The organism is Ruegeria sp. TM1040, from assembly GCF_000014065.1.
Lineage (GTDB): Bacteria > Pseudomonadota > Alphaproteobacteria > Rhodobacterales > Rhodobacteraceae > Epibacterium.
Genome location: NC_008044.1, coordinates 1593876 through 1619997 on the forward strand (window position 1 = coordinate 1593876; position 26122 = coordinate 1619997).

The 26122-nt window shown below is 60.0% G+C and carries 24 protein-coding genes; 8 read left to right on the top strand and 16 right to left on the bottom strand.

The genetic code is table 11. From position 1 onward, the window contains the following. Positions 1-57: 57 nt before the first annotated feature. The 3 genes from acs to TM1040_RS11840 all read left to right on the top strand — a co-directional run bounded on the left by acs (position 58) and on the right by TM1040_RS11840 (position 3369). Positions 58-2016: an acetate--CoA ligase gene (gene acs, locus TM1040_RS11830; protein ID WP_011538824.1), complete on the top strand. Its 1959-nt coding sequence runs from the start codon at positions 58-60 to the stop codon at positions 2014-2016. 6 nt (positions 2017-2022) lie between these two features. Continuing rightward, positions 2023-2706, top strand: a complete 684-nt coding sequence (locus TM1040_RS11835) for an adenylate kinase (RefSeq protein ID WP_011538825.1) — start codon at positions 2023-2025, stop codon at positions 2704-2706. 162 nt (positions 2707-2868) lie between these two features. Then, complete coding sequence (locus TM1040_RS11840) at positions 2869-3369, top strand: flavin reductase family protein (RefSeq protein WP_011538826.1); 501 nt, start codon at positions 2869-2871, stop codon at positions 3367-3369. A 53-nt stretch (positions 3370-3422) separates the two neighbouring features. Here the strand turns inward: TM1040_RS11840 and TM1040_RS20570 are convergent, their stop codons facing one another. The 7 genes from TM1040_RS20570 to TM1040_RS11870 form a co-directional block, all read right to left on the bottom strand. Continuing rightward, the gene (locus tag TM1040_RS20570) at positions 3423-4115 is read right to left on the bottom strand and encodes a 4Fe-4S dicluster domain-containing protein (RefSeq protein ID WP_256378222.1); all 693 of its coding nucleotides are present in this window, start codon (positions 4113-4115) and stop codon (positions 3423-3425) included. Between the two features lie 152 nt (positions 4116-4267). Next, positions 4268-5254: an ABC transporter substrate-binding protein gene (locus TM1040_RS11845; protein ID WP_011538828.1), complete on the bottom strand. Its 987-nt coding sequence runs from the start codon at positions 5252-5254 to the stop codon at positions 4268-4270. 202 nt (positions 5255-5456) lie between these two features. Beyond that, the gene (locus TM1040_RS11850; protein WP_011538829.1) at positions 5457-6302 is read right to left on the bottom strand and encodes an ABC transporter permease; all 846 of its coding nucleotides are present in this window, start codon (positions 6300-6302) and stop codon (positions 5457-5459) included. A 52-nt stretch (positions 6303-6354) separates the two neighbouring features. Further along, entirely contained in the window at positions 6355-7272 is a 918-nt protein-coding gene (locus TM1040_RS11855) for an ABC transporter permease (protein WP_011538830.1), read from the bottom strand. A 24-nt stretch (positions 7273-7296) separates the two neighbouring features. Then, a complete protein-coding gene (locus TM1040_RS11860; RefSeq protein WP_044027135.1) occupies positions 7297-8124 on the bottom strand; it encodes an ABC transporter ATP-binding protein in 828 nt (275 codons plus the stop codon). 53 nt (positions 8125-8177) lie between these two features. Beyond that, positions 8178-9632, bottom strand: a complete 1455-nt coding sequence (gene hydA, locus TM1040_RS11865) for a dihydropyrimidinase (protein ID WP_011538832.1) — start codon at positions 9630-9632, stop codon at positions 8178-8180. 129 nt (positions 9633-9761) lie between these two features. Further along, entirely contained in the window at positions 9762-11012 is a 1251-nt protein-coding gene (locus tag TM1040_RS11870) for a Zn-dependent hydrolase (RefSeq protein WP_011538833.1), read from the bottom strand. Positions 11013-11301: 289 nt separating this feature from the next. Between TM1040_RS11870 and TM1040_RS11875 the strand changes: the two genes are divergently transcribed. After that, complete coding sequence (locus TM1040_RS11875) at positions 11302-11913, top strand: TetR family transcriptional regulator C-terminal domain-containing protein (protein ID WP_011538834.1); 612 nt, start codon at positions 11302-11304, stop codon at positions 11911-11913. Between the two features lie 289 nt (positions 11914-12202). Here TM1040_RS11875 and preA read toward each other — a convergent pair whose 3' ends face one another. From preA to TM1040_RS11890, 3 genes are all read right to left on the bottom strand, one after another. After that, a complete protein-coding gene (preA, locus tag TM1040_RS11880) occupies positions 12203-13507 on the bottom strand; it encodes an NAD-dependent dihydropyrimidine dehydrogenase subunit PreA (protein ID WP_011538835.1) in 1305 nt (434 codons plus the stop codon). A 64-nt stretch (positions 13508-13571) separates the two neighbouring features. Next, entirely contained in the window at positions 13572-14906 is a 1335-nt protein-coding gene (locus tag TM1040_RS11885) for an NAD(P)-dependent oxidoreductase (protein ID WP_011538836.1), read from the bottom strand. 292 nt (positions 14907-15198) lie between these two features. Continuing rightward, positions 15199-15465: a DUF2312 domain-containing protein gene (locus tag TM1040_RS11890; protein ID WP_005609905.1), complete on the bottom strand. Its 267-nt coding sequence runs from the start codon at positions 15463-15465 to the stop codon at positions 15199-15201. A gap of 207 nt (positions 15466-15672) precedes the next feature. On the opposite strand from TM1040_RS11890, the gene TM1040_RS11895 reads away from it, so the two are divergent. Next, the gene (locus tag TM1040_RS11895) at positions 15673-15888 is read left to right on the top strand and encodes a hypothetical protein (protein WP_011538837.1); all 216 of its coding nucleotides are present in this window, start codon (positions 15673-15675) and stop codon (positions 15886-15888) included. Between the two features lie 41 nt (positions 15889-15929). On the opposite strand, the gene TM1040_RS11900 is transcribed toward TM1040_RS11895, so the two are convergent. Further along, positions 15930-16145: a hypothetical protein gene (locus TM1040_RS11900; RefSeq protein WP_011538838.1), complete on the bottom strand. Its 216-nt coding sequence runs from the start codon at positions 16143-16145 to the stop codon at positions 15930-15932. 281 nt (positions 16146-16426) lie between these two features. Here TM1040_RS11900 and TM1040_RS11905 point away from each other — a divergent pair, with 281 nt between their 5' ends. Further along, positions 16427-16855, top strand: a complete 429-nt coding sequence (locus tag TM1040_RS11905; RefSeq protein WP_011538839.1) for a TIGR01244 family sulfur transferase — start codon at positions 16427-16429, stop codon at positions 16853-16855. A 156-nt stretch (positions 16856-17011) separates the two neighbouring features. On the opposite strand, the gene TM1040_RS11910 is transcribed toward TM1040_RS11905, so the two are convergent. The 5 genes from TM1040_RS11910 to TM1040_RS11930 all read right to left on the bottom strand — a co-directional run bounded on the left by TM1040_RS11910 (position 17012) and on the right by TM1040_RS11930 (position 23305). Further along, positions 17012-18274, bottom strand: coding sequence for a FliM/FliN family flagellar motor C-terminal domain-containing protein (locus TM1040_RS11910; protein ID WP_011538840.1), 1263 nt, complete (start codon positions 18272-18274; stop codon positions 17012-17014). A gap of 76 nt (positions 18275-18350) precedes the next feature. Continuing rightward, positions 18351-21041, bottom strand: a complete 2691-nt coding sequence (locus TM1040_RS11915; RefSeq protein WP_011538841.1) for an ATP-binding protein — start codon at positions 21039-21041, stop codon at positions 18351-18353. Further along, positions 21038-21451: a hypothetical protein gene (locus tag TM1040_RS11920; RefSeq protein WP_011538842.1), complete on the bottom strand. Its 414-nt coding sequence runs from the start codon at positions 21449-21451 to the stop codon at positions 21038-21040. The genes TM1040_RS11915 and TM1040_RS11920 overlap by 4 nt, the downstream gene beginning before the upstream one ends. Positions 21452-21461: 10 nt before the next feature. Continuing rightward, positions 21462-21875 (bottom strand): response regulator transcription factor, encoded by a 414-nt coding sequence (locus TM1040_RS11925; protein WP_011538843.1) that lies wholly within the window; start codon positions 21873-21875, stop codon positions 21462-21464. A 98-nt stretch (positions 21876-21973) separates the two neighbouring features. Continuing rightward, positions 21974-23305, bottom strand: a complete 1332-nt coding sequence (locus TM1040_RS11930; protein WP_011538844.1) for a helix-turn-helix domain-containing protein — start codon at positions 23303-23305, stop codon at positions 21974-21976. A gap of 238 nt (positions 23306-23543) precedes the next feature. Here TM1040_RS11930 and TM1040_RS11935 point away from each other — a divergent pair, with 238 nt between their 5' ends. After that, positions 23544-24890 (top strand): substrate-binding protein, encoded by a 1347-nt coding sequence (locus TM1040_RS11935; RefSeq protein WP_011538845.1) that lies wholly within the window; start codon positions 23544-23546, stop codon positions 24888-24890. A gap of 199 nt (positions 24891-25089) precedes the next feature. After that, the gene (locus TM1040_RS11940) at positions 25090-26121 is read left to right on the top strand and encodes a branched-chain amino acid ABC transporter permease (protein WP_011538846.1); all 1032 of its coding nucleotides are present in this window, start codon (positions 25090-25092) and stop codon (positions 26119-26121) included. The last annotated feature ends 1 nt before the right edge of the window (position 26122 follow it).

Below are 26122 nucleotides of genomic sequence, written 5' to 3' on the forward strand. Positions count from 1 at the left end.
TTGGCGCACTTCCATGTGGAGATCGCGCCCAAGAGAATTTTGGAGGGAGGACATTCCATGACCACGCCCGAGAGCGCAGTTTACCCACCGTCTGAGGACATCGTCAAAAACGCCCATGTCAATGCGGCAAAATACGACGAGATGTACGCGCAATCCCTTGAGAACCCAGAGAAGTTCTGGGCAGAGCAGGCTGAACGCATCGACTGGATCAAGCCGTTCACCAAGGTCAAGAATGTGTCCTATGATTTTGGCAACGTGGACATCAAATGGTTCGAGGACGGTCAGCTGAACGTCGCAGCCAACTGCATCGACCGCCATCTGGAGACCCGTGGCGATCAGACCGCGATCATCTGGGAGCCTGATGATCCATCCGATGAGGCCAAGCACATCTCCTACAAGGAGCTGCACCTCAGAACCTGCCGCATGGCCAACATCCTCGAGAGCATGGGTGTCGGCAAAGGCGACCGAGTGGTGATCTACCTGCCCATGATCCCCGAAGCCGCCTATGCCATGCTGGCCTGCGCGCGCATCGGTGCGATCCACTCAATTGTTTTTGCAGGGTTTTCACCGGACGCCCTGGCGGCGCGGATTAATGGCTGCGACGCCAAGGTTGTGATCACCGCCGACGAGGCCCCGCGCGGAGGGCGCAAGACGCCTCTGAAGTCGAACGCCGACGCCGCCCTGCTGCACTGCAAGGAAAGCGTGAAGTGCCTCGTGGTGCGCCGCACCGGCGGTCAGACCACATGGATCGACGGTCGCGACCACGACTATAACGAGATGGCGCTGGAGGCGAATGACTACTGCAAACCCGCCGCAATGGACGCAGAGGATCCGCTGTTCATTCTCTACACCTCCGGTTCGACCGGGCAGCCCAAGGGCGTTGTACACACCACCGGTGGCTACCTCACCTATGCCGCACTCACCCATGAGGTGACGTTTGATTACCACGATGGCGACATCTACTGGTGTACGGCCGATGTGGGCTGGGTCACGGGCCATAGCTATATCGTGTATGGCCCCCTCGCCAATGGCGCCACCACATTGATGTTTGAGGGCGTGCCCACCTACCCCGATGCGGGCCGGTTCTGGGCGGTCTGCGAAAAGCACAAGGTCAACCAGTTCTACACGGCACCGACGGCGATCCGCGCCCTGATGGGGCAAGGGACGGAATTTGTCGAGAAATACGACCTCTCCGACCTGAAGCTCCTCGGCACAGTGGGCGAGCCCATCAACCCGGAGGCCTGGAACTGGTACAATGATGTGGTCGGCAAGAGCAAATGCCCGATCGTCGATACCTGGTGGCAGACTGAGACCGGCGGACACCTGATGACCCCGCTGCCTGGCGCCCACGCCACCAAACCGGGTGCTGCGATGAAGCCCTTCTTTGGCGTGGAGCCTGTCGTCCTCGATCCGCAGTCGGGCGCTGAAATCGACGGCAACGGCGTTGAGGGCGTGCTCTGTATCAAGGACAGCTGGCCGGGCCAGATGCGTACAGTCTGGGGCGATCACGAACGTTTCGAGAAGACCTACTTCTCTGATTACAAAGGCTATTATTTCACGGGTGATGGGTGCCGCCGCGATGCCGACGGCGACTATTGGATCACCGGGCGCGTGGACGATGTGATCAACGTCTCTGGTCACCGCATGGGCACCGCCGAGGTGGAAAGCGCGCTTGTCGCACATGCCGCCGTGGCCGAAGCCGCTGTTGTGGGCTACCCGCATGAGATCAAGGGCCAGGGCATCTACTGCTATGTCACCCTGATGAATGATCGCGAGCCTTCTGACGAGCTCCTGAAGGAGCTGCGTCAGTGGGTGCGCACCGAGATTGGCCCCATTGCATCGCCTGATGTAATCCAATGGGCGCCTGGCCTGCCGAAGACACGTTCGGGCAAGATCATGCGCCGCATCCTGCGTAAAATTGCGGAGAATGATTTTGGCAGCCTCGGCGACACCTCGACCCTCGCGGATCCTTCGGTCGTCGATGATCTGATCTCCAACCGTGCCAACAAGGGTTAAGCGACCATGACCACAGATGTTATGACCCGCCCCGCGGTACTGATCCTGCTGGGCCCTCCGGGGGCTGGCAAAGGCACGCAGGCGCGGATGCTTCAGGAAAAATACGGCCTTGTGCAGCTTTCCACCGGGGATCTTCTGCGTGCGGCCGTGGCTGCGGGCACCGATGCGGGCAAACAGGCCAAGGCGGTGATGGATGCGGGCGGTCTGGTCTCTGACGAGATCGTCATCGCCATCCTCAAGGACCGGATGAACGACGCAGATTGCCGCAACGGGGTCATCCTCGACGGCTTCCCGCGCACAACCGTGCAGGCCAAAGCGCTGGATGGGCTGCTGGCCTCGACCGGACAGCGGATCAACGCAGCAATCAGCCTCGAAGTGAATGACAGCGCGATGGTGACACGGATCTCCGGGCGCTCCACCTGCGCGGATTGCGGAGAAGGCTATCACGACACCTTCAAGCCGCCTATGCCGGGTGAAGTCTGCGCCAAATGCGGCGGTGAAACCCTCACGCGGCGCGCTGATGATCGGGCAGAGACAGTGGCCAGCCGGCTTGAGGCCTATCATGCGCAGACCGCACCGCTGATCGCCTATTACCAAGAGGCCGGCGTGCTGAAATCCGTGGATGCAATGGCGGAAATCAGCAGCGTTGCGACGCAGATATCCTCTGTGGTGGAAACGATCCTGCACTAAGGTCGCCCTCTGCGCGAGAGCATCAGATGCCTCCGCCCCGAGGGTCGGAGGCATCTGATTTATTTTCTTTTGCATCCAAGGGCAGAGGTTGAAATAAGGGCGAGGCCCGCTATCCCTCAGAGGCACGCGCAGCATTGATGACAGCAACGGATCCCCTGCCCCATGACCCTTACCAGCTTCACTCCCGGCCCCGACACTCAGGCAGAGATGCGTGCGGCATTGGGGTGTTTTGCAACCGGTGTGGTCGTGGTCACAACACAGACTGAGCGCGGACCGCTTGCGATGACCGTCAACAGCTTCACCTCTGTCTCGCTGACGCCGCCGCTGGTGCTGTGGTGTCCGGCCGTACACTCGAAGCGGCATGACCCATTTGTGGGGGCCAAACACTTCTCGATTCATGTGATGGCCGAAGATCACATGGATGCAGCGCTGCATTTTGCCCGCCATGGCGAGGCCTTTGACGTCCACCCCTGGAGCCGGAACACGCAAAATCAGCCCGTTCTCGACGACGCAATGGTCCGCCTGGACTGCGCCCATCACGCCGCCCACCCAGGTGGCGATCACACCATTTTGGTGGGTGAAGTCCTGAACGTCAGCCGCCGCGCCGATCTGGGACCCGGTTTGGTATTCCATCAGGGCAAATACGGTCGTTTTTCCGACTGACTTTTCAACAGAGCGCCCGGTAGCTCCTCAGGCTCAGATACCCCGGTGCGCCCTCAGGCGCTGCACAGGACTGTAGCAACCGGTAGGATTGACAGCACCCGCTCGGGACAGGCGCTTGCGCAGAGACCGCAGCCCGTGCAGGCCTGATCGCGGATCTCCAGCGTGTTGCCCGTATCGCCCAGGTGCATCGCATCCGTGGGACAGGACCATACACAGTGTTGGCACAGCGTACATCCGTCCGTGAGGCTCACATACCCCGCCACTGAGGGTGCTTCCGTCTCTGCGCGAGGCTCAGGTGGTATCGCGGCATCTGCGTCATCTTTGATGGGGTCATCCAGCAGGACCGAAAGCGCGTTTTCAGAGTGGAACAGAGCAACCGTCCCATCCAATCCAGCGCAGGCAGCAATATCTTCGACAAGGTCGAGCTGTCGATGTATTAGACGAATATCGGGCGACAACTCGATGAAAACGCGTGAAAATCCATGCGCGAGTGCGCCCAGGACGTCCTCGGTTCTGAGGCAGCCCGACGGACAGACCCTCAGGTTTGTGACAGCATAAGACCCGCGTAGATCGCCGTTTACATGTGCTGGAACACTGGCTGCGTAATAAAGCACCAAAGCCTCTGGCGCACCGCCGATCCGTGTCCGAAGGCGCGCCTTGAGACAGACGCGTTCGAGAACTGCGGAGCGGCGCACGTTTGGCGACGCCGCCCCACAAAAACCCAACTCACTTGTTAACTGGGACATTCTCTCCCCCGTACAACGGGGAGCAGATCCCCGCACAAGTGAAGCGTGCAAGCCCTTAACAGAATGTTACTTTCTCTTAAAATTGACGATACCCAGCCGAAGCCTCGGCTGGGTATCCAGTTAATTTACGATGGCATTACCGTGGTGCGAAATCAGTTCAGCGCCGCATCGGTGATCGCATGGGTCCACGCCCCTTCAGGCGCCTTGGTGATGACCGGGTCAGAGCCGCCGCTCAGCAGGGTCTGCACCGTGCGCTCGTAGTCTGCCACGTCAAGCGCGCCATTGCTGCCGGAAGTGAGTTTGGCAATCTCGCCCATCATCCGCTTTTGGTGGGTTTCGGTCTGGGCACCAGAGGCATCATTGTCGAGCACGATTTCTGCGGCCTCCTCCGGGTTCTCTTCGGCGTATTTCCAACCCTTCATAGACGCTCGGACAAAGCGCTCCATTTTGTCGACGAAGGCCGGATCGGAGAGGTTGTCCTCGAGCACATAGAGGCCATCCTCGAGCGTTGCGACGCCTTGGTCCTCGTATTTGAAGGTCACAAGCTCATCAGCCGAGACCCCCGCATCAATCACCTGCCAATATTCGTTATAGGTCATGGTGGAGATGCAATCGGCCTGCCGCTGCAGCAGAGGATCGACGTTAAAGCCCTGTTTCAAAACCTCTACGCCTTCGGGACCCTTGCCCTCTGTCGAGATACCGAGCTTGCCCATCCAGCTCATGAAGGGGAACTCATTGCCGAAGAACCAGACCCCAAGAGTGCGATCCGCGAGATCCTTGGGTGCAGAGATGCCGGTGTCTTTCCAGCAGGTGAGCATCATGCCAGAAGATTTGAACGGCTGGGCAATGTTGACCAGCGGCAGCCCCTTTTCCCGCGCAGCCAGAGCTGCGGGCATCCATTCCACGGTCACATCCGCGCCGCCCCCTGCGATCACCTGCGTGGGCGCGATGTCGGGGCCACCGGGAAGAATGGTCACATCCAGCTCTTCTTCCCCGTAAAACCCTTTGTCCAGCGCCACATAGTAGCCTGCAAACTGCGCCTGGGTGACCCATTTCAGTTGCAGCTTCACCTCATCTGCGGCCTGCGCAGCAGAGGTTGCCATCAGTGCCATGGCGGCGGCTGTTAGCACGTTTTTCATCAGATTGAACTCCCTGTTGGTTATGATGAAATCATGCGCGAGTTGAGATCGACACGCAAAAGATTTGCCATTAATTGACGATCGATCCCTTGGTTTCGCACAAGACTTGGGCACCGGGCATGGCGGGGATTTATCCCTCTATACAGCACCTTGCGCCCAAATGATGATGTGCCCCCACGTCGCGCAGGGACACGCGTTTTTGTCAGCCCCGTTGGGACGGGTGCCAGAAGGTTAGTGACTTCTCCAAGAGAGCCACGAGCCCATAAAAGAGCGAGCCTGCGAGCGCAGCGACAACGATCTCGGCCCACACCATATCAAGCGCAAGCTGCCCGACCGAGGTGGAGATCCGGAACCCCATCCCAACCGTTGGCGAGCCAAAGAACTCCGCCACGATTGCCCCGATCAGCGCCAGGGTTGTCGAGATCTTGAGACCATTGAAGACAAACGGCAAGGCCGCAGGCAAGCGCAGTTTGATGAGGCTCTGCCAATAGGACGCGGCATAGGTGCGCATCAGATCGCGTTGCATCTGGTCGGTTTCGCGCAGCCCGGCCACGGTGTTCACCAGCATCGGGAAGAACACCATCACCACGACCACGGCCGCCTTGGACTGCCAGTCAAAGCCAAACCACATCACCAGGATCGGCGCGGTGCCAACAATCGGCAGCGCCGCGACGAAATTCCCCACCGGCAACAGCCCGCGACGCAGGAAATCACTGCGATCCACCAAAATGGCGGTCAGAAACGCCGCGCCACAGCCGATCACATAGCCACCCAGCGCCCCTTTGAGGATGGTCTGGCTGAAGTCTGCCCAAAGGATCGGCAGGCTCGCCGCAAATCGCTCGGCAATCAACGAGGGCGCGGGCAAGATCACCAGCGGGACCTCAAGGCCGCGCACCAGCAGCTCCCAGACGATGAGGATTGTCACCCCAAAGATCGCCGGCACCAGGAGGCCCACCGCACGGCTATCCGCCTTTGGCCCATTGGCAAGGCGAGTGTTGATCCACCACCCCGCGCACCAGACTACTGCAGCTAAGAAAACCAAATACATCAGCGCACCTCCAGAGGAGTTTGGGGCCGGGTTGCCATCAGACGTTTTCCACTCATGGTTTCACCCCCATACGCCCAAGCAGCATGCGCTCGAGTACTCCGAGGAGCGCCACCAGAGCCGCAGCCAAGATGGCCGCTGCAAAAAGCGCCGACCAGATCTGCACCGTCTGACCGTAGTAGCTTCCTGCCAGAAGCCGCGCGCCAAGCCCTGCGACCGCACCAGTCGGCAATTCCCCAACGATGGCCCCCACGAGCGAGGCCGCAATGCCGATCTTGAGCGAGGCAAAGAGATAAGGCATCGACGAGGGCAGACGCAGCTTCCAGAACACCTGCCCCTGCGAGGCGTTGTAGGTCTTCATCAGATCAAGCTGCATGTGATCCGGGCTGCGCAAGCCTTTGACCATACCGACCACCACAGGAAAGAAACTGAGGTAGGCGGCGATGATCGCCTTGGGCAAAAGCCCTTGTACGCCAATGGAATACAAGACGACGATGATCATTGGCGCCAGCGCGATGATCGGAATGGTCTGGCTCACGATGGCCCAGGGCATCACCGACATGTCCATGACTCTGGAATGCACGATCCCGACCGCAAGCAGGATGCCAAGCCCTGTGCCGATCGCAAATCCAAGAAGCGTCGCGGAGAGCGTCACTTGCCCATGATAGATCAGGCTGCGTTTGGAGGTGATCTTCTTCATCACCGTGGTGTCCCAGAGCTCTGTGGCGACCTGATGCGGCGCCGGCAAGCGCGGGCGCTCCACCGACCATGCACGCGAAATCGCAAAGCTGTTCTGAACCACAAGTCCAAGTGCCGAAGCGTCTCGACGCTCACGCGCGGTTGCAGGCTCCACCTGCTCCCCTGCCCGCTCAGCGGCGTCCAGCACCCCCTTGATGTTCATCGGCACGCAGGCAAGATACCAGAGGCCAATAATCCCCGCGACCACGGTTAGGACGGCCATAAACGTCTTCATACGCCGCCCTCCATTGCAAAATCCTCAGTCATGAGCATGCCCCGCACGAAGCCCCTCACGCACGCGATGCGAAATCTCGATGAACTCCGGCGTGTCGCGAATATCGAGCGGGCGTTCCTTGGGCAGGGTGCTCTCGATCACCTCGTGGATACGACCCGGACGGGGCGACATCACGACGATCTTGGTCGACAGATACACCGCTTCGGGGATCGAATGGGTCACAAAACCGATGGTCTTGTTGGTGCGCGCCCAGAGCTTCAGGAGCTGTTCGTTGAGGTGGTCGCGCACGATTTCGTCAAGCGCGCCAAAGGGTTCATCCATCAGCAACAGATCCGCATCAAACGCCAGCGCACGCGCAATCGAGGCGCGCTGCTGCATCCCCCCCGACAGCTGCCACGGAAATTTTCCACCAAAGCCCGCAAGCTCCACAAGCTCCAGCACCTCGGCCACGCGCTTGTCCTGTTCCGCTTTGGAATATCCCATGATTTCAAGCGGAAGCTTGATGTTCTTGGCGATCGTGCGCCACGGATAAAGCCCCGCCGCCTGAAACACATAGCCATAGGCACGCTGCTTGCGCGCCTCTTCCGGCGTCATCCCGTTCACCGTGAGGCTTCCGCCTGTCGGCGTCTCCAGAGACGCGATACAGCGCAGAAACGTGGTCTTGCCGCAGCCCGATGGCCCAATAAAGGAGACGAAATCCCCCTTATTGATGGTCAGATTGATGTCCTTCAGCGCGTGTACGGATGTGTCGCCTGATCCAAACACAAGGTCCAGATCGCGTGCTTGTATCACAGCCGCCCCTGGCTCCCGATCGATGGCTTGTTCTACCTCTGAGGTCATTTGCATATTCATTTCATAGCCTTGATCAAACAAACGGGGGCGCAGAGGCCCCCGTTTTCATGCGTTTAGACGCCAGTGGCGGGAATGCCGCTGCGCTCAACCGGGCGCGGCGCGGTCAGCTCTTTCCAGGTGCTGAGCGCCTTGTTCACCACGGTGTTGGGCGCGCGCTCCACAAATTTGCCGTGACCTTCCTGGGTCTTGATCTCACCGTCCATCACGGCGACCTGTCCACGGGTCAGGGTGTAGCGCGGCAGGCCCTTCACCTCTTTGCCCTCGAACACGTTGTAATCAATGGCAGATTGCTGGCTCTCGGCAGAGATCGTCTTGGTTTTCTTGGGATCCCAGACCACCAGATCTGCATCCGCCCCCACAAGCACAGCCCCCTTCTTGGGATAGCAGTTCAGGATCTTGGCAATATTGGTCGAGGTCACCGCGACAAACTCATTGGGCGTCAGGCGGCCAGTTTCGACACCATGCGTCCAGAGCATCGGCATCCGGTCCTCAAGCCCGCCCGTGCCGTTGGGGATCTTGGTGAAATCGCCCACGCCGTATCTTTTCTGCTCGGTCGAGAACGCGCAGTGATCGGTCGCGACCACCGACAGGGACCCGGACTGAAGCCCCGCCCAGAGGCTGTCCTGATGCTGTTTGTTGCGAAACGGTGGCGACATCACGCGCCGCGCAGCGTGATCCCAATCGGGGTTGAAATACTCGCTCTCATCCAGTGTCAGATGCTGGATGAGCGGCTCGCCCCAGACCCGCTTGCCAAGCATGCGCGCCCGACGAATGGCCTCGTGGCTCTCTTCACAGGAGGTGTGCACCACATAGAGCGGCACACCGGCCATATCCGCAATCATGACCGCCCGGTTGGTGGCTTCGCCTTCCACCTGCGGCGGGCGCGAATAAGCATGCGCTTCGGGGCCGGTATTGCCCTCGGCCAAAAGCTTGGCACTCAACTCCGCCACCACATCGCCGTTCTCGGCATGCACCATGGCGATGCCACCCAACTCCGCAAGACGCTGAAATGACGCATAAAGCTCATCATCATTCACCATCAAGGCGCCCTTGTAGGCCATGAAATGCTTGAAGGTGTTGATGCCCCGGGTCTCGATGACGGTCTTCATCTCATCAAAGACCTGCTCGCCCCACCAGGTCACCGCCATATGGAAGGAATAGTCACAATTGGCGCGAGTCGACTTGTTGTCCCAGCGCTTGAGCGCATCGAGCAGGCTCTCACCCGGCTGCGGAAGCGCAAAATCGACCACCATGGTGGTCCCGCCCGCAAGCCCGGCACGGGTGCCACTTTCAAAATCATCCGAAGAATAGGTGCCCATGAACGGCATCTCCAGATGGGTATGCGGATCAATCCCGCCAGGCATGACATAGCAACCGCTGGCATCCAGCACCTCATCGCCCTTCAGATCCGGGCCGATTTCGGTGATGACGCCGCCCTCGATCAGGACATCCGCCTTATAGGTTAGATCCGCGGTCACAATGGTGCCGTTCTTGATGACTGTCGTCATATCAAACTCCCTGTGGTCCGGCGACTTTTGCGCCGTTTTGTTATTGAGCTCCCGGCAGAGTTTCTTCTAACTCCAAATATCCCGGGGGAGTCGCGGGAACCGCGACGGGGGCAGAGCCCCCTCTTGTTGTCAGGCGACGATCTCAGCCGTCTCAAGCACCGCATGCAGCATCACATCCGTGCCGGCCGCGGCCCAGTCCTTCGAAATCTCTTCCGCCTCATTATGGCTCAGACCGTCCACGCAAGGACACATGATCATCGCGGTGGGTGCCACATCATTGATCCAGCAGGCATCATGCCCCGCGCCAGAGACGATATCCATGTGGCTATAGCCCAAACGCTCTGCCGCGCCCCGAACCGCACTCACGCAGCTCTCATCAAAGGTCACCGGGTCGAAATGCCCCACCGGCTCGATCTCCAGACCGAGACCGAGCTCCGCCGCGATTTCCTTTGCTTTGGCTTCGTATTGCGTGCGCATCGATGTCAGCTTTTCAAGGTCGGGAGAGCGGAAATCCACGGTGAACACCACCTTGCCCGGGATCACATTGCGCGAGTTGGGGAAGACATCGCAATGCCCCACTGCGCCCACTGCATGCGGCTGATGCGCCATGGCGATCTGATGCGCCGCTTCCGTCATCCGCGCCATGCCGAGCCCGGCGTTCACCCGCATATTCATCGGGGTCGAGCCAGTGTGCGCATCCTTGCCGGTCACGGTACATTGCAACCACCAGAGCCCCTGACCGTGTGTCACCACGCCAATGTCTTTCTTCTCAGCCTCAAGAATCGGACCCTGCTCGATGTGCAGCTCAAACATGGCGTGCATCTTGCGGGCGCCGACCTCTTCATCGCCAACCCAGCCGATGCGCTTCAGCTCGTCGCCAAAGGTCTTGCCTTCAGCATCCTCGCGCCCATAGGCCCAGTCTTGCGTATGTTTGCCGGCAAACACGCCCGACGCCAGCATAGCCGGAGCAAACCGCGTGCCTTCCTCATTGGTCCAGTTGGTCACCACGATCGGGTGCTTGGTCTTGATGCCGAGGTCATTCATGGTCCGCACGACCTCAAGACCGCCAAGCACCCCTAGAACGCCATCGTATTTGCCGCCCGTCGGCTGGGTGTCGAGATGCGATCCCATGTAGACCGGCAATGCCTCGGGATCTTCACCCGGGCGGGTTGCAAACATATTGCCCATGGAGTCGAGCCCCATGGTCATGCCCGCCGCTTCACACCACGACTGAAACAGGGCGCGGCCTTCGGCGTCCTCATCGGTGAGCGTCTGGCGATTGTTGCCACCGGCCACACCGGGGCCAATCTTGGCCATATCCATCAGACTGTCCCACAGCCGATCGCCATTGATTTTCAGATTCTGTCCAAGCGCCGTCATGTCTCTTTGCTTCCTTCCCTGTAGTCCGCCCTGCCCGCGAAGAGCGGGGCAAGGTCACGCGCGGTTGGCTCCGCCCGGGTCAGTGGCTCTTTTTTCTGCCGCTGGCCAATGTCGGAGCCTTGAAGGCGCGCACATTTGACCAACTGGTCAAACTCACGCTATCACCAGATCAGACTCAGTCAAGAAATTGCGCGTCCTGATTTCAGGATAAGATTTTGGCTGCTTATGATATGAGCAATTTTCAAGCAGCTTCGCGACCTCTCACAGCAAGAGAAAGAATCGGCACGATATGGCCTCAGACCGCAGCCCCACGAGAATTCAAAAACGAAACCGTGCCAATATCTTAGAGGCCGCTCTGGAAGTGTTTTCCCAACATGGGTTTCGTGGCTCCACGGTAGATCAGGTGGCCACCGCCGCCGGTCTTTCAAAGCCCAATCTGCTCTATTATTACCCCTCAAAAGAAGCGATCTTTACAGAGCTTTTGTCAAAGCTTCTTGACGATTGGCTGGCGCCCTTGCATGAAATCGACCCGGATGGCGAACCGATGGAGGAAATCCTCGGCTATGTGCAGCGCAAATTGCTGATGAGTCAGAGCATGCCGCGCGAAAGCCGTCTCTTTGCCAATGAGATCGTGCAAGGCGCACCGCGCATGATCGACACGCTTTCGACCGACCTGCGTGCGCTGGTGGACAAGACCGAACTGATTTTCCAGAACTGGATGGACGCCGGCAAGATCGCCCCGGTTCACCCGCGCCATCTGCTGTTTTCAATCTGGTCGCTCACGCAACACTACGCCGATTTCGAGGTCCAGGTGCAGGCGCTGATGACCCCCGAAGATCCGTTTGAGGCCGCACCGGAGTTTCTCGACACGCTCTATCGCAGGATGTTGACCCCGCCCTGATCCGATCCCCCGCGCCCTGGCCAGAAGACGGCTGGGTGCAGAGATCCTGTGCCTCGAACTGGCACCACCTCCCGAGATAGATCTGCCTGCGCAAGTCACTTACGTCGGCCTCTCAGGTCAATAATGCCCCCATTGCCCCCCCCAGAAATTCACTCCGCTGGCCTCAGGCCTGTTGATCCGGTTGAAACGATAGAGCGCCGCGCAACGCGCGGCGCTTGGCCCAAGGGGAGCGGGTGCCGGTTTCAGACCGGCATCCGCAACGGGCGGGAGCGCCCCCGCCCTTTTTTGTTTATTCCGCAGCCGTTGCAGACGGATTATTAGGGTGCTGGGTCCAGTTGCCATATTCGCCGCTCACCACCTTGCCGGTGCGTTCATCAATGGCGCCCACGGCAACCTCTTCCATGGTGATACAGCCTTCAACCGGACAGACGTTGACGCACAGGTTACACGCCACGCATTCGTCGTCCTTCACGGTAAAGGTCCGATCCGCCGACATCTCAATCGCCTGATGCGAGGTATCCTCGCAGGCCGCATAGCAACGTCCGCATTTGATGCAGTCATCCTGAGAGATCTTGGCCTTGGTCACATAGTTGAGGTCCAGATACTGCCAGTCGGTCACATTCGGAACCGCCATGCCACGGAAGTCCTCGATCGAGGAATAGCCCTTCTCGTCCATCCAATCCGACAGGCCCGAAATCATCTCTTCAACGACCTTGAACCCATAGGTCATGGCCGCCGTGCAAACCTGCACATTGCCAGCCCCAAGAGCGATGAACTCCGCCGCATCGCGCCATGTTGTCACGCCGCCAATGGCGGAAATAGGCAGACCTGCGGTTTGCGGATCGCGGGAAATTTCGGCCACCATATTCATGGCGATCGGTTTCACCGCCGGGCCGCAATAGCCGCCATGGGTGCCCTTGCCGCCAATCATCGGTTCGGGCGACATTGCATCAAGGTTGACCGAGGTGATCGAATTGATGGTGTTGATCAGAGACACAGCATCGGCATTGCCGGCCTTCGCGGCCCGCGCCGGATGACGAATGTCGGTGATATTGGGCGTGAGCTTCACGATCACCGGCTTGTCATAATACTGTTTGCACCATTCGGTGACCATCTGAATGTATTCCGGAACCTGCCCCACAGCAGAACCCATGCCGCGCTCGGCCATCCCATGCGGGCAGCCAAAGTTGAGCTCGATCCCGTCACATCCTGTTTCCGCCACACGCGGCAGGATCGCTTTCCAAGCCGCCTCTTCACAGGGCACCATGATCGACGCAATCAGCGCGCGATCCGGGTAGTCCTTTTTGACGCGGGTCATCTCCTCGAGGTTCACATCCAGCGGGCGATCCGTGATCAGTTCGATGTTGTTGAGCCCCAGAAGACGGCGGTCCGCCCCCCAGATCGCGCCATACCGCGGCCCGTTCACGTTGACAACCGGTGGCCCTTCGGCGCCGAGGGTCTTCCAGACCACACCGCCCCAGCCCGCCTCAAAGGCGCGGCGCACGTTATATTCTTTGTCGGTGGGCGGCGCGGAGGCCAGCCAGAAAGGATTCGGCGATTTGATACCGAGGAATTCTGTTGTAAGATCAGCCATTTGATCTCTCCCTATTTGCTAACTATGCAAGCCGCCCCACCTGGGGGAGCGGCGCATAGCGGCTTCAGCCCATCAGGCTTGCGTGGATATCTTCGGCCGCATCGCGACCCTCGGCAACGGCAGTGACCGTGAGATCATCGCCGCCAGAGGCACAGTCGCCCCCGGCCCAGACCCCGGCGACGGAGGTTTTGCCCGTCTCGGAGACTTTGATCTTGCCGCCCTCAAGCGCCAGTGCATCCGGCTGGCCTTCGAGCGTCTGACCGATGGCTTTCATCACCTGATCCGCAGCAAGGCGGAGGGTCTCTCCGGTGCCTTTCACGCGCCCGTCAACGATTTCGGTGTACTCGAGCTCGATCTCTGCGGCGGCGCCGTTGCCATGGATCGCCTTGGGCATCACGTTGAACATCAGTTTCACGCCCTTGGAGGCCGCGAGATCCTGCTCAAAACGGCTTGCGCCCATGGCGTCGCGACCGCGACGATAAGCGATGGTCACATTCTCGGCACCCAAGAGTTTGGACTGCACGGCCGCGTCTACAGCGGTCATACCGCCGCCGATCACCACCACATTGCGCCCAACCGGAAGCGAGCGCAGATCTTCGGCCTGGCGCAGTTCGGCAATGAAATCCACCGCATCGCGCACGCCGTCCTTGTCTTCACCTTCTGCGCGCAGCGCGTTGACGCCTTGCAGCCCGACAGACAGGAACACCGCGTCGAAATCCGCCTGAAGCCCGTCAAGCGTGAGGCCCGCGCCGAGGCCCTGACCGTACTCGATGGTGATCCCACCGATCTGGAGCAGCCACTCGACCTCGCGCGCAGCAAAATCATTGGTCGATTTATAGGCGGCGATGCCAAATTCATTGAGACCACCCGCCTTGGGTTTGGACTCGTAGATTGTCACCTCATGACCGTGCATAGCCAACCGGTGCGCCGCCGCAAGCCCGGCAGGCCCCGCACCGACGACCGCGACCCGCTTGCCTGTCGCCGCAGCACGGGTAAAGGGGTGCGCGCCCTTTTCCATCAGCATATCCGTGGCATAGCGCTGAAGGCGACCGATCTCGACCGGCTTGCCTTCGGCCACTTCACGCACGCAGACTTCCTCGCAGAGCGTCTCTGTCGGACAAACCCGCGCACACATCCCGCCAAGGATGTTCTGCTCAAGAATGGTCTTTGCCGCGCTCTCGGCATGACCCGCCTGAATTTCACGAATGAACTGCGGGATGTCGATGCTTGTCGGACAGGCCGTCATGCAGGGCGCGTCGTAACAGAAATAGCAGCGATCCGCTGCAACCGCGGCTTCATGCGCGTCATAAGGCGCGTGAAGATCTGCGAAGTTCTCGGCGATTTCCTGGGCACTCAATCGCTCAGAACGCACGCCGGATACCTGGTGGCCTACTGCCATTGGGTGTCTCCTTGCTGAAATTGGACAGTCAGTGATGTCTTCTTGTTATCCACACAGTGCCACAGGCGATTTTTTTATCAACTGGTAAAATTTAGAGAGGCTGCATTATTCTGCATCACGAGATAAAAATCTTCCGCTTGAGGCTTGATATTGTTCGCAAAATCACAGTGCCCAAAACTGTGGCACATTCGAATATTGTTGCAAGATGAGAGCGAACCGGGGGCTTCAGACGCAAAACGGGGATCTGAGTTGCCCCAGATCCCCGTTCCAAAACCACACTGAAATGCCCCGATCAGGACATGCCAAGCGCCTCTTTGTACATCTCGAGAACCGCCTCTTCTTCGGCGATGTCGTTTTCGTCGCGCTTGCGCAGGGCGATGATCTTGCGCAGAACCTTGACGTCATACCCGCGCCCCTTGGCTTCGGCCATGACCTCTTTCTGTTGCTCGGCGATCGCCTTTTTCTCTTCGTCCAGACGCTCGAACCGTTCGACAAACTGACGCAGTTCGCCAGCCGTCACGCGGTAGTTTTCACTCTTTTCATCTTCGGTCATGTCCATGGGATGGCCCTCGTGCAAATTGCCTCAACTGCTCCGGTTGAACCCGGTTGAGGCAGAGGGATACAGGGCTGCTGCACGCCTCGCAAGACTGGAGTTCGCCTGCATTTGCTTGCAGTGGCGCGACCACTCTTGTAGGCGCTTGTTCACCCGTGAGAGCGCAGGCGCAGAACGTGCGCCAAGTGCGCAGTGGCAAGAGGATGGCAAGCGATGGAATACCTGATTTGGGCCGGTGGCGGCCTGTCGATCCTGGGTATGGTGGGGCTGGTGTGGTGCGTGTGGACCGTCGTACGCGCCAAACGCAAGGGGCTGACCGATGACGAGTTGCGCGACGTCTTGCAGTCGGTTCTGCCCAAGAACCTCGGCGCTTTGTTGCTCTCGGTGCTTGGGCTGATGCTGGTGATGGTCGGGCTGTTCCTGCGCTGAACACCCGTGGCCTGATGCAGCATCAGGCCACGCAGCACCGGTCAGATCGGCATGTTGTCAAACTGGCTTTCGACCAATTCGTCGTTCAGCACTTGTTCCGTGCGACGCAGATGCCCGGGCACCGGCACGCCGGCCGCTTCGATCCGTCGCAGAATGCGTGCAAATTCTTGATGCAGATCCTGCCGAGCGGCCTCAGACGCGGTGCGGATCTCCTGCTCAAGATCGCAGGCACGTTCAATCAACTGTTGCGATGTCATTCGTTACTCCTCCCTTACAGGTCAACCAAAGCCCCCTGTATTCGCAGCCTGGCACGCGCTGCGTCGATCAAGTCTACTCAAATCAAAAGGTGGGGCAATCTATGTGCCCCTGCAATTCCGCAAATTGACGCATTCCAAGCGTTAAGGCTGCAATAAAAGGCACGTTGCCCATTTGCGTTGCGTGTATTCCGGTCCTGCAGGACCAAAACCCCTGCCCGAGATCGAACCTGTACGGCGCTTCGATCTAGACCAATGCGGGACAAAGGCGTAAACGATACCGCATGGATGCACGCACATTGACCCCCCGCTACTCGGTTTCTCCGCAGATCTCCGTGGAGGATATTCCCGCAATCAAAGCCGCCGGTTTTACAACGGTGATCTGCAACAGACCTGATGCAGAAGTCCCGCCCAGCCATCAGGCCGAGGCGATCCGCGCAGCCGTCGAAGACGCCGGGTTGTCTTTTCAGGTCCTGCCGCTCACCCACCAGACGATGACGCCGGAAAACGTTGAAAAACAAGGCGCTTTTGTCCAAAGTTCAGAAGGTCCGGTGCTGGCGTATTGCGCCTCGGGCACGCGGTGTTCCGTGATCTGGGCGCTGGGTCAGGTGGCCAATCCAGAGATTTCGGTGGATGACATCATGTCGACCACGCAGGAGGCTGGGTATGATCTTTCGGGCCTGCGCCCCACGCTTGAGGCCCTTAAGGGGTAGTCTCCGCCACGGATTCCCGAGCGCGGATCTCCGGGCGATTGTCCCGGCATCACGCGAAGGAAACGCCCTGACGAAGATCAGTCGCAATGACGGCCCGCGGTGTCCACCGTGGGCCATATTTTTCCAAGAGAGCTGATGCGCCCCGCGGCGCTGTGGTTATGTTCCGGTCTCTGAAAGATCAGACAGACCAGCAAGCTCCGAGATCTCGGCCGCCGTGTCATCGGCGTTAAAATCACCAAGGTCATTCATGGGCAGTTCGGGCAGCTCTCCCATGGCGTCAAAATCGCCCATGGGCAAGTCGCCCCCTTCAAGGCCGCCGCCAAAATCGCCTCCGAGGTCGCCGCCAAGATCACCGCCCAAATCGACACCTAGGTCGCCGCCCATCATGCCACCGAGATCGCCACCAAGGCCATCACCGGGTTCCTGCAGACCATGCGCGGCAATCGAGAGATCAAGCGTGTTGTCTTCGAGCGCGGGCGCCCCACCATGACCGATCCCGTCGGAAAAACTGCCTTCGTTATGAGGCACAAGACGGGTGCGCTGCTGATCCAGACGCACGGCACGCGCGCCATTCATCTGCCCCAACCGTCCCTTTGCAATGGCCTGACCATTGATGGCAATCAAATCGGTCTCGTAGAGATAGGCCTGATCGAGCGGCAAGAGCTCTCCCACTTTGAGGGTGGAGAACTGGCGCAAAGGCACGCGCATCTTGCACAGGACCGCCGTCAGTTCCGCCCGCATGGAGCCAACGCTCGACCCCAGACGCGGGCCACGGATCGCATTGGCCTCGTCATATTCATCGACAGACGGTTCCGGCAGAACCAGACAGATTTCGCCCTGCATCTTGCCAGTGGCGAGATCGACGTTGAGATTGATGACCCGGTAATCCTCGGCTTCCATACCGAGCACAAGTGTGCGCACATCTTCGACCTGCGCGCCAAAGCGATAGCCTTCGAAGATGCTCAGGTCGGTCTGGTCTTCGAGCAGGCTCGAGACCTTGGCAAACAGCTTTTCAAGGAATTCCGCCACCATGGCGGCGTCCGTGGGCGTATAATTGCGCTCATCCCCGGACATGCCCAGCACGGTACCCATGGTCTGCTGTTGAATCAGAGCTGTAACCGCCGCCGCATCCAGTGTCGCAGCACCAATCCGTCCTGCAGGGCAATCCAGAACCACAAGGAGGTGTTTATCGGAAAGAAGGCCGGTCAGATCCTCGGGCACGCGGTTGGTCTGACGTGCCGCGATCACTGCCATGGGCAATTCGCACAGATCCTCGGCAGCCCGCGCCACCGATCTGCGCAAGGCCTTGAGCGTGAGCGAGCCGCCTGTCCCGGCAGTGCCCTCTTTTGAGGCTGCAAGTTTGCGCGCCAGTCCCCCGACCGCGCGATTGCCTTCCTCAGTTTGATCCTTATCCGTCATAAATGAACCCGAAGCCTTCCGCACCCGTATGCAGACGGTTCTATCCCAGCGCTGGTTACCAAGACCTTTACAAATTTCAGAGGATTTCTTCTATTTTCGTCTCTCGTGGCAAAGAGACCAGAAAAGCGGCCCCTTTTTGCGTCGCAAGCAGATGAATATCACCACCCAGCTTGCGCATGATCTCCTTGCAGATCGCCAGCCCAAGACCTGCCCCTCCTGCGCGTTCGGGTGTCACGCGTGAGAATTTCTCAAAGATCATTTCGCGAAAATCCGCAGGGATTCCAGCGCCATTGTCGATGAATTCAACATCTACCCGGTTGGCAAAGACCCGCACATTGATGCGCAACTCCGGCGCAGCTGCAGTGCAGTATTTCTGCGCATTGGCGATCAGATTGATGAAGACCTGCGCCAGCCGGTCGACGTCGGTTTCAATCTCCACAGCCTCGGAATTGCGATCCCGCACCACCCGCAGCGGACCCTCCGCGCCCGCCAGCGCCGAGGACAACGCATGATCCAGCACATCGCCCAGAGGCCGGCGCGAAACATTGAGCGAAACGGACCCGCTCTCCAGAACGCTCAGATCCAGCAGGTCATTGAGCAACCTTGTGAGGCGCAGGGCCTCGTCATGGATGATCGATGCGTATTTATGCTGCTCAGCGGGATTGAGAGAAGGCTCATCGCGCAGGATTTCGGAAAAGGCACGTACCGATGTCATCGGCGTGCGCAGCTCGTGGCTGACCTGAGAGAGAAACGCATCTTTCTGCTCAGAGAGACGGGTTAGCTTCTGGTTGGTCTCCCGCAACTGCAGCGCGGTGCGCGAGAGCTCTTTTGATTGCGCCTCAAGGCGGCTCGAGTATTCCAGAAGTTGTGCCGATTCGTCCGCCACCGCCAGGAGATCCTCGACGGACACCGCTGCACCGCTGACAATCTGGCCGATCATCGCATGGGCAGCCGCCGCCCCAATCGAGGCGCTGAGTTCGCGCTCCAGTTGCTCGAGAAAACTCGGTGTCGGCTCCGGCAATGGCCCCGGGCCGCCTTGACGTTCCAGCGCCGCCTGAAAGAACTTCTGTGCCTCTTCGGGGCCGAGGATGCGTTGGGACATAATCATCAGGTCTTCGCTTTGGGCCACCGAGCCAGTCCAGCCACCGGGACCCGCCGAGTGGTCAAAGACATGCACGAACTGCGCGCCCTGGAGACGCTCCATGGGGCTTGGAAAGCTCAGGACCGAGACCAGCGCAAAGGCTGCCACATTGAGGCTCATGGACCAGAGGACAGAATGGACGATGGGGTCAAAGCCCTCGATCCCAAAGAGCGCCTGCGGGCGTAACCATCCGACTCCAAACGGCCCTTCCGACAGCGTGGCATTGGAAAAGACGCCTCCGGCGACCTCTGGCAGCAAGAGCGTATAGCTCCAGACCACAAAGCCGATGGTCAGCCCCGCAAGCGCGCCTGCGCGTGTGGCACCGCGCCAAAACAGCCCTCCGACCAGCGCGGGCAGGATCTGCGCGATGCCCGAAAAAGCGATCAGACCGATGGCGGCCAGCGCTGCGCCGCCGCCCGAGATCTGATAGTAGGCATAGCCGAGCGCCATGATCGCGGCGATGGAAAAACGCCGCGCAAAAAGCACGACCGAGCGCACATCCCCAGAAACCGACGCCCCTTTGAAGGCCCCGGTCGAGCGCAACCAGATCGGCATCACAATGTGGTTTGAAACCATCGTCGACAGGCTCATGGCGGCGACAATCACCATCGAGGTGGCCGACGAAAACCCGCCCAGAAATGACAGCATGGCCAGACCGTTCTGCCCTTGGGACAGGGGCAAGGCGAGCACAAAGAGGTCCGGATTGGAGCCCTGCGGCAAAAGCTCAAGCCCGATCGCCGCGATTGGCACCACAAAGATCGAAATGAGCAGGAGATAAGTCGGAAAGGCCCAGGCCGCGACCCGTAGGTGGCGTTCGTCCTCGTTCTCCACCACCATCACTTGAAACATGCGCGGCAGGCAGACAAAGGCCGCCGCTGCCAGAAAGGTGATCGCCGTCCAGCGCCCGCCGTCCACCTGCCAATGCCCGATGGGAGAGCGGTCGATGCGGGCAAGAGTTTCCTCGATCCCGCCAGCGATGCCCCAGACCACGAACACGCCCACCGCCACCAGCGCAATGAGCTTGACCACCGCCTCAAGGGCGACGGCCATGACGACGCCGTGGTGGCGCTCGTTGGCGTTGAGGTTGCGCGTCCCAAAGAGGATGGCAAAACAGGCAAGGCCCATCGCAATCCAGAACACCGTGCCGGATTCATTGTGGCCGCGAGAGGGGTCGGCCTCGGCAAAGATCGCGACCGAAAGGGTGATAGATTGCAATTGCAGCGCAATATAGGGCGTGACCCCCACAACCGCGAGCACCGTGACTCCGATGGCCAGCACGTTGGATTTGCCGTATCGCGCCGAGAGCAGGTCGGCAATCGAACTGATGCGCTGGCTGCGCCCGACCCGCACCAGTTTGCGCAGTCCCCACCACCAGCCGATCATCACCAGGGTCGGCCCCAGATAGATGGTGACATATTCCATGCCGGAGCGCGCCGCATAGCCAACTGCGCCGTAAAACGTCCAGGCCGTGCAGTAAATCGACAGCGACAGCGTGTAGATCAGTGGCGAGCGCATAAAGCGCGCGCTGCGCCCCCGCAGCGCCTGCCGGTCCGCCCAAAAGGCCACCATGAACAGCAGGGCCACATAGCCAATGCTCACGACTGCCAGAAGGTTGAGCGAGGTCATGCATCGCCCTCCGGGTCGCTGTTGTCGGCGGGGCGAGGCGTGTCTGTCCGCTCGAGCCCAGTCTCAGGCAGGGCGCGCGGGGCCAGCACATCCGCAGTGTCGGTCGGCGCCCCGACCCCCGTCCAATGGACCGCCCAAAGCCTGACCGCGACGGAAAATCCAACGCTAAAGAGTATGAGCCCGATCCAGACCCCAAAGATATAGATCATTGCACCGGACATGCTGCCGGCGGCCTGCGACGTCTCTGGGCCAGACGGCTCTGGCCATAGCAGCGGCACCAGAAACAGCAGCGCTCCAAGGATTGGCGCAATCCGGGCAATATCCATCAGGCGACGACGGCGATACGTCCGGCGCTCCACAAAAGGAGCGCGCAGCTCGTCCTTGCTGCCTGCGCCATCAGATCGGATCATCCCGCGCGGCTCAGCCGGCGTCGCGCACGGCCGCTGCCTGCGCCTGAGACTGCCGCGCCTGCGCATCAAGATCGCGCACGGCCGTCAACACTTCGGTGTTGGAGAACGGCTTGGTCATAAAACGGGTCACACCGGCGCGCTCTGCCATTTCGCGGTCCTTGAGTTGCCCGCGTGCGGTCAACATTAGCACAGGCAGATCCGAAAACGCGCTCAACTCCCTGAGTTCACGGATAATTTCCATGCCACTCTTGCCCGGCAGCATCAGATCCAAAATCACCAGATCGGGTTTTTTGGCTTCGATCACGGAAACCGCAGTGCCGCCATCGGCATGAACATCGACCTGCCACCCCTCGCGCGACAACAAGAAGCGGATCGCCTCGGCGATATTGGCTTCGTCTTCAATCAAAACGACTCGTCCAGCCATTGATGTCCTTGTCCTCCCCAAGCACCACACCGTGTTACCGGTTCCTCCGGGTGCGGTAGCAATCTTTGCATGAAAGCAGCGCGGCTGTCACCCAGCAGTTAGAGTTGCGTTAACCTGGCGCCTCTCGCATCGCGTAAAATCGACGGCTCGCGCCTTGCTGCGCATCCGCGCCGCGCGCAGATCCTGCAGCTCGCCCCTACCGGGCGCGAGCCTGATGCGGGGGGCTGGTCTGGCTGCTCAGACGGCAGGATCAGCATCACCGAGCGCAGGACGGGGTCGCGGTCAAAGTCCGAAGGCTCGGCCTGCCAGGAAATCGCGAAACAGGTGCTGTCGCGCGCCGCGCGCCCCTCTTGATGCACGTTTCGCTGGATCGGCACCCCCGGTTGCGAAAGCGCGGTGAACAGCGGCCAGAGCGGACAGGAAGCGCCAAAGCGCGGCAGAGGAAACCCCGCGACGGGCTTGCGCAGCAAGATCGAACCGGAGGCGTCGCAGATCACCAGCCCGACTGACACCCCCAGAACATCCTCTGGCATCATCGCAAGGCGGCGCAAGAGGCGATAGATTTCCACATCCAACGCCTGTGCCAGTTTGCCCGGCACCAGACCGTGTCGCGCAATGGCGGCCGTCAGCGCGGCCATCGGCATGCGTTCGGCGTCCTCGCGGTAGACCTCCAAGGCCGCCTCGGCAAGCTTGCGGGCAGCGGTGCTTTCAAGCTCGCTCACCGATTGCACAAGCTCGCGCGGGCTTGCGGTGCCCTCTTCTAGTTCGGGGAAATGGAACTCGCGAGCGACGAGAAACGCCTCCACTTCCTCTTGCGGGATGCCGCGCCGCTCGCCGTCCTGATCGCTTTCATCCAGAAACCGGACCAGCGCGCGGCTGCTGTCCGCCAAACGCTGCGCATCCTGATCGAGGTTCTTGTGAAACCGGTCACGCCATTCTGCTTCGAGCTCTCCGGGCTCTGCGAGAATGCCCGCCGTGGACCGGATCGCAGCGGCTGTTGAAAGCACCTCATGGAGCGAGGCGGCAAGGTGCGGGTCATGGGTGAGGCGATCCGAGAGCGACCGAACGGTACGCTCCAGCGCGCCGATGCGACCATGGGTTTGTGCCAGCACCTCGGCCCAACCGGGAAAACGGCCTGCAAACTCGTCCACCCGATCGAGTTCGACCATCGGCGTGCGCGCTTCTGCCGCAGCCTCGCGCAGGGACGCCACAAGCGTCGCCTCGACCCCTTCGGTCAAAAGAGAAGGCTCGACGCCAAGCACCTGCGCCAAGGTCACAAGGAGTTTGCCGCCGATTCTGCGGCGGTTGTGCTCGATGAGATTGAGGTAAGAGGCCGAGATGCCCGCATCACGGGCCAGATCGGCCTGGCGCAACCCCAGCATCATGCGCCTCTCGCGGATGCGGCTGCCTGTCAGACTGTCTCCGGGCATGAGGTGCCTCCTGTTGCAAAACGCCACGTTATCAACGGCTTTCTGCGCGGCAGAATAAGAAAATTTACCGCAACACCGCCTTCACTTTACATTTCTTTACAGAAAAAACATTCAAAACAAGCGTTTTATTGCGGTGGTTTACAACACACCCCCATACTCATTTTGCACAATGTTGCAAGGTGATGCGTGAAAGTGAGGAGTCGCTCATCGCCTTTTTTAATCCTAGGGAGGAATTTAAATGTCCAAGTCAGACGTAAGCCGTCGCGGCCTGCTGAGAACCGGTGCGGTCGCGGGTGCAGGGCTCGCCATGCCGACCATCTTTACGGCCCAAAGCGCGCATGCATTCACCAACAACCCCACTGGCGGCACTGTTACACTCGGCTTTAACGTCCCGCAGACCGGCCCTTACGCCGATGAAGGTGCGGACGAGTTGCGCGCCTATGAGCTGGCGGTCGAGCACCTGAACGGCGGTGGCGATGGCGGCATGCTCACCACCTTCAGCTCCAAGGCTCTGCAGGGCAATGGCATCCTGGGCAAGAAAGTCGAATATGTCACCGGCGATACCCAGACCAAATCCGATGCGGCGCGCGCTTCTGCCAAGTCCATGATCGAAAAAGACGGTGCGATCATGATCACGGGCGGCTCGTCTTCGGGTGTGGCTGTGGCCGTGCAGGCGCTCTGCCAAGAGGCAGGCGTAATCTTTATGGCGGGTCTTACCCACTCCAATGACACCACAGGCAAAGACAAGCGGGCCAATGGTTTCCGCCACTTCTTCAACTCTTACATGTCTGGTGCGGCGCTGGCGCCGGTGCTGGCGAATGCCTACGGCACCGACCGTAAGGCCTATCACCTGACCGCCGACTACAACTGGGGCTATACCACCGAAGAAGCAGTCCGGTCCTCCACCGAAGCGATGGGCTGGGAAACCGTGGCTGCGGTGAAAACACCGCTAACCCAGACCGACTTCTCGTCCTATATCGCCCCGGTTCTGCAGTCCGGTGCCGACACGCTGGTTCTGAACCACTACGGCGGCAACATGGTGAACTCTCTCACCAACGCGGTGCAGTTCGGCCTGCGCGACAAGCAGGTGAACGGCAAGGACTTCCAGATCGTTGTTCCGCTCTACTCCCGCCTGATGGCGAAAGGTGCGGGCGCCAACGTGAAGGGCATCTTCGGCTCCACCAACTGGCACTGGTCGCTGCAGGACGAAGGTTCCAAGGCCTTTGTACGCTCCTTCGGCACCAAATACGGCTTCCCGCCGAGCCAGGCCGCTCACACCTGCTATGTGCAGACCCTGCTCTATGCAGACGCGGTTGAACGCGCTGGCTCCTTTGCGCCCTGCGCCGTGGCAGAAGCGCTCGAGGACTATGAGTTCGACGGTCTGGGCAACGGCAAGACGCTCTATCGTGGCGCCGATCACCAGTGCTTCAAGGACGTGCTGGTTGTGAAAGGGAAAGAGAACCCGACCTCGGAGTTCGACCTTCTCGAAATCGTCGAAGTCACCCCGGTTGGCCAGGTCACCTATGACCCGAACCACCCGCAGTTCCAGGGCGGTGCGCTCGGCACCTGCAACAACGGCGCCTAATCGCCGGAACGAACGACTTCTAAACACTGTTTGGTGAACAAAAACAGGTAGCGGGCCACTGCAAGACGGCCCGCTGCCCTGGTCGCCAGCACCCAACGACAAGCCCCCGGCGGGACCCCGTTAAGAACCAATGCGGTTTTGAGCCCTCTGCCCTCCGGGCCTTGTTCACCTTGCACTCACACTTCCGAAGGGTGGGACGATGGACGCAATAATCCTCCAAATCCTGAACGGGCTCGACAAGGGCTCGGCCTATGCGCTGATCGCGCTGGGTCTGACATTGATTTTCGGCACGCTGGGCGTTGTAAACTTTGCCCATGGCGCGCTGTTCATGATTGGGGCCTTCTGTGCAGTGACGCTGTCGCGCATCCTGACGCTGAGCCATACGATCATTGATGAAACCAAAACCGACTTCCTCGGCAATCCGCTGAAAGTTGAGGTGCCTTATGTGCACGACATCTTTGGCGTCGAGATGGGGAATGCGATCATCGACTGGTCGGTGCCGCTGTCGGTGCTTTTTGCGATCCCGATCATGATTGCCGTGGGCGTGATCATGGAACGCGGTCTCATCAAGCATTTCTACAAGCGCCCCCACGCGGACCAGATCCTCGTGACCTTTGGTCTGGCGATCGTTCTGCAGGAGGTGATCAAATACTTTTACGGTGCCAACCCGATCCCGACCCCGGCGCCCGAAGCCTTCAAAGGCTCGCTCGATTTCGGGGCTGCACTCGGCTTTGACCCCAACCTCATCATCTACCCCTACTGGCGCATCATCTACTTCTGCTTTGCAGCAGTAATCATTGGCGGCGTCTTTGCCTTCCTGCAGTTCACAACCTTCGGCATGGTGGTGCGTGCAGGCATGGCCGACCGCGAGACCGTGGGGCTACTGGGGATCAACATCGACCGCCGCTTTACCATCATCTTTGGTGTGGCCGCCGCCGTCGCAGGGCTTGCCGGGGTGATGTACACGCCGATCAACTCGCCCAACTATCACATGGGCATGGACTTCCTCGTGCTGAGCTTTGTGGTGGTGGTTGTCGGCGGCATGGGCTCCCTGCCCGGTGCGGTGCTGGCCGGCTTCCTTCTGGGCGTGCTCGAGAGCTTTGCCTCCATGCGCGAGGTCATCGACATCATCCCGGGCATCAACCAGGTCATCATCTATCTGGTCGCCATCATCATTCTTCTCACCCGCCCCCGTGGATTGATGGGCCGCAAAGGCGTGATGGAGGACTAAG